Consider the following 13,457-nt stretch of genomic DNA (forward strand, 5'->3'; position numbering starts at 1 on the left):
ATGAAGAAATTTGCATCGGCAGCACTGGCAATTGCGCTACTGGCGGGTTGTAGTTCTGCTCCTCAAGTTGGATGGCAACAAGGCAGCCAAGTCACGATGAATACAGTGAACGTTGAGCTAAAGAGCAACCTATGGGTAAACCTGATGCCAACCATTGGTGAAGTTCAAGAGCAGAACGTTCATGGCGCATTGTACCTAAAAGCAGATAATGAGCTGCCTGCAAACTTAACGGTTGATGCTCTGATTATTAAGCAAGGTGATTCAGAGTGGGAAATTGATGGTGACTTATTAGAGTTACGTACCCACAGTGAAAATCAGTGGGAAGTGGCGTTTGTATGGCAAATCGAAGCGGATATGGAGAAGTCGGTCGATTTGGCGTTATTGTTAGATGACGCAGGCAAGAAAGAGTGGTTAGTCGAGAAAGGCATCAAGATCGACAAAGTGTATTAGCCACTAAGCTTGTATTAACCATTAAGTTTGCATTCATTGCTAAGTAACAGATAGCAAAAGGGCTTGCTCATTGAGCAAGCCCTTATTGTTTATGCTGGGGCAGATTAGTCTTCTAGATCGCCACAGAAGCGGTAGCCTTCACCGTGAATAGTCGCGATGATTTCAGGTGTACCTGATACTGATTCGAAGTGCTTACGAATGCGACGGATAGTTACGTCTACAGTACGGTCATGTGGCTTAAGCTCACGACCTGTCATCTTCTTAAGAAGGTCAGCACGAGTTTGAATCTTACCTGGGTTCTCACAGAAGTGCAGTAGAGCACGGAACTCAGAGCGTGGCAGTTTGTAGCTGTCACCAGATGGGCTCACTAGAGAGCGGCTGTTGATGTCTAACACCCAACCGTTGAACTCGTATTTTTCTACCGAGCGTTTCTCTTCCTGTACAGCGTTAGTGCTCATTGAGCGGCTTAGCAGGTTGCGAGCACGGATAGTTAGTTCACGCGGGTTGAATGGTTTAGTGATGTAGTCATCAGCACCGATTTCAAGACCTAGGATCTTGTCTACTTCATTGTCACGACCAGTCAGGAACATCAGTGCGATGTTCGCTTGCTCGCGAAGTTCACGTGCTAGAAGGAGACCATTCTTGCCTGGAAGATTAATGTCCATAATAACCAAGTTGATTGAATTTTCAGACAACACTTGGTGCATTTCTTCACCGTCACTGGCTTCAAAAACAGCGTATCCCTCTGCTTCAAAAATACTCTTAAGAGTGTTACGAGTTACTTGCTCATCTTCTACGATAAGAATCTGCGGGGTTTGCATTGGCGGTACCTAAATTTGTGACAAAATTGTGCTAATAGAATAAATTCTAGGCAAAAATATAACATACAGGTAATGTGATTTTGATAATAAATCAAGTTGATCAAAAAAACACTTCTTTCAGTTATCCGCCTTCCTTGGAATTTTGCCAACTCACCAGTATCCGATGGCGACGTTTATTCTATAGGGCTTGTTTACCTTTCAATTCCCTGTAATTACGGAGCCTGAAACGTAAACACCCTAAGATATGGAGCGGATTTTATATTGTTAACAGCATGCTAACAATGCTCAAATGTTAATTCCATTCAGTTTGTTGATTTACATCAATTGATGAAATGTAACTGTTATTAATCGTTTAAGAGTTATGATAGAAAAAAGTAATACGAACATAGACGCATCGTTATGGAATGCTTATTCAGAGTCTTTCTTCCGTTTTCACGCTGAATGGGAGGTAACCAACTACGCGGTGATAACTGCTTGGAACCCTTACAGTAATCTGCGGTCAAAAGAAGAGAACTGCATAAGTAATCATAAACTCGAACAACAATTAAACCACGTTAAATACGTGCCTGTCACGGTTGGCGATCAGACATTTGAATGGTTTGAAGAGAGCTATGCTGCTGAGTTAACACCGCAAGCCGCAATAGACCTGGCGAATCAATTTCAACAAAACGCGATTTATTACGTCATTGATGACGAGCTTTACTTGATTGCTTGTTCAGAACCTGAAGTTTTGCACAAGCTAGGAACAATACAGCCGCGACTCGTCTAGAAGGATACTACTTATCTGAGCTTCAGCTTAGGTGAGACAATTCACGGAGGAAATATGAGAGACATAACACCAGACATTTGTGACCAGTTTGAGGACCAAGTCATCCTGCTTAGCTTACCATTGCAGAACTTTGGTCAACGCACGGCCTTTCATGGCGAGATTGTCACTGTACGTTGTTACCACGATAACTCCAAAGTACGCGAAGTACTGAACGAAGATGGCACTGGAAAAGTGCTGATTGTTGATGGACACGGCTCATGTCAAAAAGCGTTGTTAGGTGATCAGCTCGCGATTCTCGGTATCGAAAATGGTTGGGAAGGCATTATTGTTTACGGTGCGATTCGCGATGTGGCACAAATGTCACAAATGGATATTGGTGTTCAAGCTTTGGGTACATGCCCGTTTAAAACAGAGAAGCGTGGCGTGGGAGAAGTCAACGTGACATTGACGATGCAAAACCAAATCGTGCAGCCAAAACACTATGTTTACGCAGACTGGAATGGGGTTTTGATTTCGAAAGAAGCGCTGGACTTCTAGAAGCGGAAACCTAATCCTACTTCGAAGCCTTGTTGCCAATCTTGGTAATCTAGAGTGGCGTGAAGATCCAAATTCTCGGTGATTTTCACGCGACTTGAGACTTCAGCAGCAAGGCTACTGTCTTCTTCTCGGATACCTTCCGCCGTTTCAGCTTTATAAGATCTAACAGTACTTTTCACTGTTACTCGATCATTAAAGTGATAACTGATCCCACTAAGAAAACCGCTTTGGTTTTTTGTTGGCGAGTTGTTGACTCGCGCACCAACGTAAAGATCAACGGAATCAAACAGCTCGTATGAGTAACCACCATCTATGTTCCATACATCGAAGCTATCTGTTTGATAGTTTTCACTAGAGATGAAAAGCTTGTGTGGAGACGAAGAAGTTTTGCCTGGAAGAGGCGGAAGATCGTTAGCAAGACAAACGCTAGGCACGGCGAATAGCAACAGAAAAATCCATTTTTTCATGTGACCACTCCTTGTGTCTAACTTTGTTATTAGTATGTGCTAAAAGCTTCTCACTATTAAAGCATAGAATATGAAAGCCAGCTCATTTATTTTCCACTTAATTCGATCCTAGGAACCTTGATCACAGTTAAGTTGTTGTTAAATAGAACCTGCAAAGATCAGTTTTCGATTGTGCATATTTGCATCAAGATCTTACATAGGATCTTCATCCTAATAGATCTGTAAGAACCATGAGCGAATGACTGAAAAAAAAGAATAAAATCGTAAGCAGACTAACTCATTGTAATTACACTTAAATATCAACGACATTGCGCAGCAGAAATCTCTACAAGGCCGGAAAATACACAATTTTTTGTTGACTCTGTTTCGGAAACTCGGTAAACGTAGAGTTAAGAAAACACACAACTATCGTTGAATATTTATTTATGACATCTCACAGCCAAGTAGTAATGACCACAACCATTATTATTACCGACACGACCAATGTTGGGGCAGGCTGCTGAGCGAAAGAAATTCACAAGAAAGGCCTGTATCCAACAAGATACAGGCCTTTTTTTATGCTTTTTTATAAAGAATTTAGACAGATCTAAGAAGATACATCGGAGGAAGGGATGCGAGTATTAAAGTTTGGCGGCTCATCATTAGCGGATGCAGATCGCTTTCTAAGAGCGGCGGATATCATCGCCAACAATGCGCAGCAAGAAGAAGTCGCAGTGGTACTTTCAGCACCAGGCAAAACGACCAATAAACTGGTCGCGGTGATTGAAGGTGCACTTCGCAATGGTGAAGCTGAGCTGCAAATCAATGAACTTGAAGCTTCGTTCAAAGCATTATTTTCAGATATCCAAAATGTATTGCCAAACATCGATGGTGCTGCATTTGATTACCAAGTAAAAACTTCACTTTCTCAGCTTCGCCAATTCGTTCATGGCATTAATCTTCTTGGTATGTGCCCAAACAATGTCAACGCACGCATCATTAGTAAAGGTGAGCGCGTCTCGATTCAGTTGATGAAAGCGGTATTAGAAGCGAAAGGGCAACCTGCGCATCTTATCGACCCAGTCGAGTATCTATACGCAAAAGGCGATCACCTAGAAGCGATGGTCGATGTTGAAGTCTCTACTCAGAACTTCCGCCAAAATCCTCTTCCTCAAGGTCACGTAAATATCATGCCTGGTTTTACCGCAGGTAATGAGAAAGGTGAGTTAGTAACACTTGGTCGTAATGGCTCTGACTACTCTGCTGCGGTCCTTGCAGCGTGTTTGCGCGCAGATTGCTGTGAAATTTGGACTGACGTTGATGGTGTTTACAACTGTGACCCTCGTTTGGTGGAAGATGCTCGTCTTCTTAAATCACTGAGCTACCAAGAAGCGATGGAGCTTTCGTACTTTGGTGCATCCGTTCTGCATCCGAAAACCATCGCACCTATCGCACAATTCCATATTCCTTGTCTGATCAAAAACAGCTTTAACCCACAAGGGGCTGGTACGCTGATTGGTCAAGACACTGGCGAAGATAACCTCGCAATCAAAGGCATCACGACGCTGAACGACCTAACGATGGTTAACGTGTCTGGTCCTGGTATGAAGGGTATGGTTGGCATGGCAAGCCGAGTATTTGGTGCAATGTCATCAGCCGGTGTGTCTATCGTTCTGATCACTCAATCCTCTTCTGAGTACAGCATCAGCTTCTGTATCGAAGCGCAAGACAAAGCAAAAGCACAACAAGTATTGGCGGATGCGTTTGAACTTGAACTAAAAGACGGTCTACTTGAACCAGTCGAGTTCATTGATGATGTTTCTATTGTGACACTTGTGGGTGACGGTATGCGTACATCACGCGGTGTTGCATCTCGTTTCTTCTCATCTCTTGCTGAAGTGAACGTAAACATTGTAGCTATTGCACAGGGCTCATCTGAGCGTGCAATCTCAGCCGTGATTCCTGAAGATAAAATCTCTGAAGCGATCAAAGCCTGTCACGAGAACCTATTCAACTCTAAGCACTTCCTAGATGTATTCGTGGTTGGTATTGGCGGCGTTGGTGGTGAACTGGTGGATCAGATCGAGCGTCAACAAGCGAAGCTTGCGGAAAAAGGCATTGTGATTCGCGTATGCGGCTTAGCAAACAGCAAAGGTCTTCTACTTGATAGTGAAGGGCTGCCACTGGAGCATTGGCGTGACCGTATGTCGGCAGCGACAGAAGAGTTCAGCCTAGCGCGTCTGATTTCTTTAGTGCAACGCAACCACATCATCAACCCAGTATTGGTTGACTGTACTTCAAGTGAAGATATCGCGAATCAATACGCAGACTTCCTAGCAGCAGGTTTCCACGTAGTCACGCCAAACAAGAAAGCAAACACAGCAAGCATGGCCTACTACCATCAACTTCGCGATGTTGCGCGCAGCTCTCGTCGTAAGCTGATGTATGAAACAACCGTAGGTGCAGGTCTACCGGTAATCGAAAACCTACAAAACTTAATCTCAGCAGGTGATGAACTAGAGCGCTTCAGCGGCATCCTTTCTGGCTCTCTTTCTTACATCTTCGGCAAGTTAGACGAAGGCATGAGCCTAAGTGAAGCAACCAACATCGCCAAGCAAAACGGCTTTACCGAACCTGACCCTCGTGATGATCTATCGGGTATGGACGTTGCGCGTAAGCTACTTATCCTTGCTCGTGAAGCTGGTATGTCCCTAGAACTAGAAGACGTTGTGGTTGATCAAGCTCTGCCACCAGGTTTTGATGACTCAGGCAGCGTTGAAGAGTTCATGGAACGTTTACCAGAGGCGGACGCGTACTTTAAAGAGCTGTCAGCTAAAGCGGCGGAAGAGGGCAAAGTGCTGCGTTATGTGGGTGAAATTGTTGATGGTAAATGCACGGTAAGCATTGCTGCCGTAGATGAAAATGATCCGATGTTTAAGATCAAAGATGGTGAAAACGCACTGGCATTCTACAGCCGCTACTACCAACCAATTCCACTGGTATTGCGTGGTTACGGTGCGGGTACTGAGGTTACGGCAGCGGGCGTATTCTCGGATGTGATGCGTACTTTAGGTTGGAAGCTAGGGGTATAACGACAATGAGTTCAAGTGATATGGATGTAGTGGTCTACGCCCCAGCATCAATTGGTAATGTAAGCGTTGGTTTTGATGTTCTGGGGGCTGCGGTGTCCCCAGTTGATGGCACACTATTGGGTGACCGTGTATTGGTTAAGTCTGGGGCTGAGCCGTTCAGCCTAAAGACGGCTGGTGATTTTGTTGAGAAGCTACCAACTGAGCCAAAAGAGAACATCGTTTACGATTGTTGGGTAGTGTTTGCTCGCGAGCTAGACAAGAAAGGCGTCGAGCTAAAGCCACTTGAAATGACACTAGAAAAGAACATGCCAATCGGCTCTGGATTAGGCTCAAGTGCATGTTCTATCGTTGCTGCATTAGATGCATTGAACCGATTCCATGGTCAGCCGCTTAACGAGACAGAGTTACTGGCGCTGATGGGAGAAATGGAAGGCAAGATCTCTGGTGGTATTCACTACGATAACGTCGCACCGTGTTACCTTGGTGGTGTGCAATTGATGCTTGAAGAGTTGGGTATCATCAGTCAAGAAGTGCCTTGCTTTGATGATTGGTTCTGGGTGATGGCGTATCCGGGTATCAAAGTATCAACAGCAGAAGCACGTGAGATCCTACCATCTCAATATCGCCGACAAGATATCATTGCTCATGGTCGCCATCTTGCGGGCTTTATTCATGCGTGTCATTCTGGTCAGCCAGAACTTGCTGCAAAAATGATCAAAGACGTGATCGCAGAACCGTATCGTGAGAAACTGCTCCCGGGTTTTGCAAATGCACGTCAATACGCAGCGTCTGCGGGTGCATTGGCAACCGGTATTTCTGGCAGTGGTCCGACACTGTTCAGTATTTGCAAAGAGAAAGATGTCGCTGAGCGAGTTGCTCGCTGGTTAGAACAGAACTACGTACAAAACGAAGAAGGATTCGTCCACGTTTGTCGTCTAGATAAACAGGGTTCGAAAGTAACAGGAAGTGAGCTATGAAGCTTTACAATATAAAAGAAAATGATGAACAAGTTTCCTTTGGTCAAGCCGTTCGCCAAGGGTTAGGTCGTAACCAAGGTCTATTTTTCCCATCGGAATTACCAAAATTTGAAGACGTTGATGCGCTACTGGCAGAAGACTTCGTCTCTCGTAGCACGAAAATCCTATCTGCACTGATTGGTGATGAGCTGGCGGAAGAGCAAGTTAACGCATTGGTTGACGCTGCATTCCAATTCCCTGCGCCAATTAATCAAGTGAAAGACGGTGTTTACGCTCTGGAACTGTTCCATGGTCCAACGCTTGCATTTAAAGACTTTGGTGGTCGCTTTATGGCGCAATCTCTTGCAGCTGTTTCGGACGGTGGCAAGATCACCATTCTGACTGCAACTTCTGGCGATACTGGCGCAGCCGTTGCGCACGCTTTCTACGGTATGGAAGACATCAACGTTGTGATTCTTTACCCGAAAGGCAAGATCAGCCCACTGCAAGAAAAGCTATTCTGTACGCTTGGTAAAAACATTCACACTGTCGCGATCGATGGTGACTTCGACGCGTGTCAGGCTCTGGTTAAGCAAGCTTTTGATGATTCGGCATTGCGTGAAGAGATCGGTCTGAACTCTGCAAACTCAATCAACATCAGCCGCTTGATGGCACAAATCTGTTACTACTTTGAAGCTGCCGCGCAAATGAGTAAGCAAGAGCGTGAAAACCTAGTCGTGTCTGTACCAAGTGGTAACTTTGGTAACCTAACTGCTGGTCTACTGGCAAAAGCACTGGGTCTGCCTATCAAACGTTTTATCGCTGCAACTAATGCTAATGACACGGTACCGCGTTACCTACAAACGGGTAAGTGGGAGCCAAAACCAACGGTCGCAACGACATCGAACGCGATGGACGTGAGTCAACCAAACAACTGGCCTCGTATCGAAGAGTTGTGCCGCGTGAAAGAGTGGGGCTTGGAGACGCTAGGAAAAGGTGCTGTATCTGATGAGCAAAGCGCTCAGTCAGTGAAAGACTTACATGCTTTAGGTTACCTGTGTGAACCGCACGGTGCGATTGCTTACCGTGTTCTTGAAGAGCAACTGCAAGATGGTGAGACCGGTCTGTTCCTATGTACTGCACACCCTGCGAAGTTCAAAGAAGTGGTGGATGACATTCTGCAATCTGACATTGACCTTCCTGCACCGCTAGCGAAGCACGCTGCGATGGAACTGTTATCAGAAGATCTCGACGCAGACTTTGACGCATTGAAACAAGTACTGCGCCGCGTGCAGTAAGCTTCAAAAGCACAGTCAGTATCAAAAGCACAAATAACGAGAGGTGGATGAGTAGTCATTCACCTTTTTTATTGCCGGTAAGTTTTAACTCTCTTTATGCTTGAGAAACGAACTTAACCGAATGAGATGGAAAGAGAAGCATGCATTTTTTGATTTTTCTTGGCTCAGTGAGAGACAGCACACCACCACGACCAGCCCGTTTAGGGATGCGAGTTAGTTTAGCGTGTGAAAAACTCATCGTGAGTCAGCATTCGCAACATACTGTCGAAATCATCGACCCATTGAACTATGACTTTGGCGATGTGTTTAAGCCCGAGTTTGCTTATCACCGCTCTAAAGTGCCACAGCACCTAAGTGAGTTGGCAGACAAAATCAAACAGGCCGATGGGTATGTGATGGTTAGCCCGGAATACAACCATTCGATGAGCCCAGCTTTGGCAAACATGCTTAATCACTTTGGCAGTTCGCTGTTTTCCTATAAGCCAAGTGCTATCGTGACCTACTCTGCCGGGCAATGGGGTGGTGCTCGTGCTGCAGTGTCGATGCGTACTTTCTTATCCGAGTTGGGGTGCTTGCCTGTGTCGGCAATGATCCACATTCCGAAAGCACAAGAGGTATTTGATGAGCACGGTGTGGCTGCGAATGAGTCGGAGCAGGCGCAGTGGGACAGTTATATGAATCGCACCCTGCATCAACTGATTTGGTGGGCAGAAGGGGCGTCACTGCAAAGAGATAGGCTTGATCCAACCTCGTTGGCACAAGCGTTTCAGAAAGATCCTTCGCAAAGAAATGCACCTTGAAGGCGAGTTGCTTTTTACTATCGGAAGGGTTTCGAAGGATCCAGAAACAAAAAAAGCTTGGTCATTGCTGACCAAGCTTTTTAAATTCTAGCAAACTAGTTTACTGAGAGATTATAGAGACTCAGTAAAAGTACGAGCGATTACGTCACGTTGCTGTTCTGGAGTTAGCGAGTTGAAACGTACTGCGTAACCAGAAACACGGATAGTTAGCTGTGGGTAGTTCTCTGGGTGTGCAACTGCATCTTCTAGAGTTTCACGTTTAAGAACGTTCACGTTTAGGTGTTGACCACCTTCGATGCGAGGAGCAGTTTCGATTGCTACTTCACGGCTTTCGTATTCACCTAGGTCGCTGATTGCGATAACTTGGTCTGCTTCGTAAGTTGATGCTGCAGCAACACAACGCGCTTCGTTCTTCTCGCTATCTAGTAGCCAGATTGAGTTTAGTAGTTCGTCGTTAGCTGCTTTAGTAATTTGGATACCTTGGATCATCACTATCTCCTAGACCACTTACGTGGTGATTATTGGTGTTAATTTTCGAATTTTTGTCGAGCTAAGTATTATATAGCCAATATCCATCATTTTAATATTGATTTAAGTCAAAAAACAACCAAAAACCTTAATTTTTTGAAGGTGATTTTCTTGAGTTAAATCAATAAAACGTTTGAAAACATACTATTTACAATTTATTTGATAATATAAAAAATATTTAAAAGTTAATTTTGTTGTAAATTTACTACAAAACGAGCTCAAAAATTAACCTTGGTAACGCAACTGCCTGTATTTAGGTAGTCATCCTGAAAGTCTAAAGTGATTAAATGACAAACATGAAAAACAAGTTTGGAAACAAATTTATTGGTGCTCACGTGTCCGCGGCTGGAGGAGTCGATCAAGCGCCTCTTCGTGCTCGTGAGATTGGTGCGAATGCGTTTGCTCTGTTTACTAAGAACCAGCGTCAATGGGTTGCTAAACCACTCGAAGAAAAAACCATTAGTGCATTCAAAGCAAACTGCAAAATGCTTGGCTTCGGCGCCGAACACATTCTGCCCCATGACTCTTATCTGATTAACTTGGGGGCGCCGGAAGAAGAAAAGCTGAATAAATCCCGCGCGGCATTTATTGACGAGATGGAGCGTTGTAACCAGTTAGGTTTAACCTTGCTCAACTTCCACCCTGGTAGCCACTTAAAGAAAGTGTCAGAACAGGCGTGTTTGTCGACGATAGCCGAGTCGATCAACCTGGCGCACAAAGCAGTGCCGAATGTGATCGCAGTGATTGAGAATACGGCAGGTCAGGGCACTAACTTAGGCTGGAAGTTTGAGCATTTGGCTGAAATCATCGATCAAGTAGAAGACAAAGAACGCGTTGGCGTGTGTCTTGATACTTGCCACACGTTTACTGCCGGTTACGATCTGCGTACCAAAGAGGATTGTGAGCATACCTTTGCCGAGTTCGATCGTATCGTAGGCATGCACTATTTAAGAGCAATGCATCTAAATGATTCGAAAGTCGAATTCGCTAGCAAGGTTGACCGTCACCACTCATTAGGCAAAGGCGAGATCGGTTGGAGCTGTTTTGAGTACATCGCTAAAGATCCACGTTTTGATGGTATCCCTTTGATTTTAGAAACAATTGACCCAGATATTTGGCAGCAAGAAATCAACACCTTACGCCAATTCCACATTGAAGAAATGGTTAATTCCTAACGGGATGGTAAAGTTGGCATCCTTCTTTCTTAGCTAAAACCATTGAGCGGTTATGCGCTTGTTTTAAACGCCTGAACTCAACGTTGTAGTTAGGCGAAGCTAGTTAGGAGGATGACAATATGTCTCGACCAGTTTCTTTTATCCCAACGACACACTCTCGACGAGTATTACGTTTACCAGCCCCAAACCGCCATATCTCAGGGCAAGGGCACTTTCGAACGCCGCAGCGTTATTAGCGTCATCATTATTAGTATTGGTTACTTTGGTTTTAGCCAAACCAGCATGGATTAACACCAGCTGTCTGCGCGTCAGTTTTTGAAAAGCCGTCTCAAGCTGGTGGTAAGTTTTTGTTTGTTTGGGTTTCGCTCGTTAGAATAGAGGGAAACTTTAGGACAGGAACTTTCCATGAATCAGTTACCCACTTGGCACGATGTGATCGGCGAAGAAAAACAGCAGAGCTACTTTGTCGATACTTTGAATTTTGTTGAAGCAGAACGAGCGGCAGGCAAAGCCATTTATCCGCCAGCCAAAGACGTATTTAACGCTTTTCGTTTTACCGAGTTCAAAGACGTTAAGGTAGTGATTCTGGGGCAAGATCCTTACCACGGTCCTAATCAAGCGCATGGTTTGTGTTTCTCTGTGTTGCCCGGCATTAAAACGCCACCGTCTTTGGTGAATATGTACAAAGAGTTGGCGCAAGATATCGAAGGTTTTCAAATTCCTCAACATGGTTTTTTGCAAAGCTGGGCAGAGCAAGGTGTGTTGCTACTTAATACCGTATTGACGGTAGAGCAGGGCAAAGCACACTCGCACTCAAAAACGGGTTGGGAAACCTTTACTGACCGCGTAATTGAAGCGATTAACCAGCATCAACAAGGTGTGGTGTTCCTGCTGTGGGGCTCACACGCGCAGAAGAAAGGTCGCTTTATCGATCGTAACAAACACTATGTGTTAACGGCACCGCATCCATCACCGTTGTCTGCTCACCGAGGTTTCTTTGGTAGCAAACCATTTTCACAAGCGAACCAGATCCTCTCTCAGCAAGGCAAAGAGGTCATCAATTGGCACCTACCAATGGCGGTGTAAAGTGCACTTTCCTCTTATATAAGGAGAGAGCAATCAGTACAGCGATCGTGACATCACGATCGCTGTTTTTTTGAACACCGTCGAGTCAGGTTTTCGCTTTCTCATATACACTTATTAAAAGTAGGTGTTAAGGAGAGACGCTATGATGATCGAAAGAATTCGACGCGAACACGGCTATATGGTCCGTCTGCTGGCAATACTGCGCCACAAATTGAATGAGATTAAACAAGAACGCGCCATCAACTATGCGTTGGTGAGTGAGATCGTGGATTATCTTTCTAACCATTCAGAAAAAATTCACCATCCTAAAGAAGACATTCTCTATCGCTACTTCCTAGAGCATTATGGTCAGCAAAAGACCATGGAAAACTTGGAACAGGAACATCAAGATCTGGCGGACAAAACCAAAGCGTTTTCAATGTTGATTGAGATGATTTTGCAGGATGCTGTTGTCCCTCAAGATATGTTCGTTGCTCAGCTTGAAGACTTCATCGTGACGCAAAAGCGCCACCTCGAGTTAGAAGAGCGCCAAATCTTACCTCTAATTGAAGAGTTGTTCACTTCGCAAGACTGGCAATATGTTGAAAGCCTATGGCATGAGAACGAAGACGATCCTGTGTTTGGTAATACTATTGCAGATCGCTACAAGCAACTTGCTGATCGAGTGCGTCAGAACGACGCTGAGTTTGTCTAAAACATAAAAATGACGAAGTAATCGATTGCGTGTGCGTAGTTTGTTTCGTCATTTTCTTGTCTGATGGGAATTGTTTAGAAATTGTCTCGTTTAAAATATGAGTGAAAACTGAGGGAAATTCTCAATAGATAAGAATGGGCGTCATGCCAATAAAATCAGCATGAAAATCACCCACTTTTGTCCTCTCTATAAATGACAAAAGGCACCATTGAGGTGCCTTTTGTGCGAATTATAGTTTGATGTCATCCAGAGTGATGTCGTTGCAGACATCGAGTTCGCGCAGCTCTTTGAGCAAATTGCGTCTATCGTTCATTTCTTCGATTTCTCGCCACTTACGCTTCACTGGTTTTGAGCGAGACTTGGTTGTTGAGGTAGTATCCAGACCAAATAGGTCATCGAGTTGAAAGCCTTCCATAAGCCACCTTTACCTTTTTCTATCTAAACTGTTATATCCAGTCCTTGTGGAGCTTTTTAAGTACCACAATAGGCGTGAGAATAACCATGATATATTTCGCATTTGTGTCGGTAACATGACATTTTCGCGTAAAAATACTCACAGAATCACATTTTGCACATATCTGAAGTGGACAAAAAATAAGCGAACGAACTCACGAAAACGATTAAATGAAGAGATTTGGTATGTTAATTCGAAGGGCTCATTTTACTCAATTTTTGAATACTAAGGTTGCATAGCATCGCTTTGATTAAAATGTATCCAATCGTAACAAAGCGGAGTAAGAAATTTTTCTCAGATACCTTGTGATAACTAGCCTCATCAAAAATAAATGGTATTGCGTTTTGTTAA

Annotated in this window: 14 protein-coding genes and 1 other annotated feature; of the genes, 10 read left to right on the forward strand and 4 right to left on the reverse strand. The window is 44.4% G+C overall.

Going from position 1 to position 13,457, the window contains the following annotated elements; genetic code table 11:
• Nucleotides 1-450: a hypothetical protein gene (locus MHO32_RS01760; protein ID WP_005447850.1), complete on the forward strand. Its 450-nt coding sequence runs from the start codon at nucleotides 1-3 to the stop codon at nucleotides 448-450.
• A gap of 104 nt (nucleotides 451-554) precedes the next feature.
• On the opposite strand, the gene arcA is transcribed toward MHO32_RS01760, so the two are convergent.
• Nucleotides 555-1,271, reverse strand: a complete 717-nt coding sequence (gene arcA, locus MHO32_RS01765; RefSeq protein ID WP_005447851.1) for a two-component system response regulator ArcA — start codon at nucleotides 1,269-1,271, stop codon at nucleotides 555-557.
• 361 nt (nucleotides 1,272-1,632) lie between these two features.
• Between arcA and MHO32_RS01770 the strand changes: the two genes are divergently transcribed.
• Complete coding sequence (locus MHO32_RS01770) at nucleotides 1,633-2,040, forward strand: DUF3293 domain-containing protein (protein WP_005447853.1); 408 nt, start codon at nucleotides 1,633-1,635, stop codon at nucleotides 2,038-2,040.
• 54 nt (nucleotides 2,041-2,094) lie between these two features.
• Nucleotides 2,095-2,577, forward strand: a complete 483-nt coding sequence (locus tag MHO32_RS01775; protein WP_005447855.1) for a putative 4-hydroxy-4-methyl-2-oxoglutarate aldolase — start codon at nucleotides 2,095-2,097, stop codon at nucleotides 2,575-2,577.
• Here the strand turns inward: MHO32_RS01775 and MHO32_RS01780 are convergent.
• A complete protein-coding gene (locus tag MHO32_RS01780; RefSeq protein ID WP_005447857.1) occupies nucleotides 2,574-3,044 on the reverse strand; it encodes a hypothetical protein in 471 nt (156 codons plus the stop codon). The two genes, MHO32_RS01775 and MHO32_RS01780, sit on opposite strands and share 4 nt — an antisense overlap.
• A 441-nt stretch (nucleotides 3,045-3,485) precedes the next feature.
• Nucleotides 3,486-3,602: a sequence feature (Thr leader region), on the forward strand.
• A gap of 53 nt (nucleotides 3,603-3,655) precedes the next feature.
• On the opposite strand from MHO32_RS01780, the gene thrA reads away from it, so the two are divergent.
• The 4 genes from thrA to MHO32_RS01800 all read left to right on the forward strand — a co-directional run bounded on the left by thrA (nucleotide 3,656) and on the right by MHO32_RS01800 (nucleotide 9,169).
• Nucleotides 3,656-6,115 (forward strand): bifunctional aspartate kinase/homoserine dehydrogenase I, encoded by a 2,460-nt coding sequence (thrA, locus tag MHO32_RS01785; RefSeq protein ID WP_239210553.1) that lies wholly within the window; start codon nucleotides 3,656-3,658, stop codon nucleotides 6,113-6,115.
• Between the two features lie 20 nt (nucleotides 6,116-6,135).
• Entirely contained in the window at nucleotides 6,136-7,092 is a 957-nt protein-coding gene (gene thrB / locus MHO32_RS01790) for a homoserine kinase (protein ID WP_005447861.1), read from the forward strand.
• Entirely contained in the window at nucleotides 7,089-8,369 is a 1,281-nt protein-coding gene (gene thrC / locus MHO32_RS01795; protein ID WP_009702444.1) for a threonine synthase, read from the forward strand. Before thrB ends, thrC begins: the two co-directional genes overlap by 4 nt.
• Nucleotides 8,370-8,509: 140 nt before the next feature.
• Complete coding sequence (locus MHO32_RS01800; RefSeq protein WP_047512476.1) at nucleotides 8,510-9,169, forward strand: NADPH-dependent FMN reductase; 660 nt, start codon at nucleotides 8,510-8,512, stop codon at nucleotides 9,167-9,169.
• A 111-nt stretch (nucleotides 9,170-9,280) separates the two neighbouring features.
• Here MHO32_RS01800 and grcA read toward each other — a convergent pair whose 3' ends face one another.
• The gene (grcA, locus tag MHO32_RS01805) at nucleotides 9,281-9,658 is read right to left on the reverse strand and encodes an autonomous glycyl radical cofactor GrcA (protein ID WP_005434930.1); all 378 of its coding nucleotides are present in this window, start codon (nucleotides 9,656-9,658) and stop codon (nucleotides 9,281-9,283) included.
• Nucleotides 9,659-9,984: 326 nt separating this feature from the next.
• Here grcA and nfo point away from each other — a divergent pair, with 326 nt between their 5' ends.
• The 3 genes from nfo to MHO32_RS01820 all read left to right on the forward strand — a co-directional run bounded on the left by nfo (nucleotide 9,985) and on the right by MHO32_RS01820 (nucleotide 12,652).
• Nucleotides 9,985-10,872: a deoxyribonuclease IV gene (nfo, locus tag MHO32_RS01810; protein ID WP_005447864.1), complete on the forward strand. Its 888-nt coding sequence runs from the start codon at nucleotides 9,985-9,987 to the stop codon at nucleotides 10,870-10,872.
• A 405-nt stretch (nucleotides 10,873-11,277) separates the two neighbouring features.
• Nucleotides 11,278-11,958, forward strand: a complete 681-nt coding sequence (gene ung / locus MHO32_RS01815) for a uracil-DNA glycosylase (RefSeq protein WP_005447865.1) — start codon at nucleotides 11,278-11,280, stop codon at nucleotides 11,956-11,958.
• Nucleotides 11,959-12,100: 142 nt separating this feature from the next.
• Nucleotides 12,101-12,652, forward strand: a complete 552-nt coding sequence (locus MHO32_RS01820) for a hemerythrin domain-containing protein (protein WP_005447874.1) — start codon at nucleotides 12,101-12,103, stop codon at nucleotides 12,650-12,652.
• Nucleotides 12,653-12,881: 229 nt separating this feature from the next.
• Here the strand turns inward: MHO32_RS01820 and MHO32_RS01825 are convergent, their stop codons facing one another.
• Nucleotides 12,882-13,067 carry a DUF3545 family protein gene (locus MHO32_RS01825; protein ID WP_005447876.1) on the reverse strand — a complete coding sequence of 62 codons (186 nt, stop codon included), beginning with the start codon at nucleotides 13,065-13,067 and terminating at the stop codon, nucleotides 12,882-12,884.
• Nucleotides 13,068-13,457 lie beyond the last annotated feature (390 nt).

The organism is Vibrio sp. MMH1-50 (genome assembly GCF_022347645.1).
Taxonomy (GTDB): domain Bacteria; phylum Pseudomonadota; class Gammaproteobacteria; order Enterobacterales; family Vibrionaceae; genus Vibrio; species Vibrio harveyi.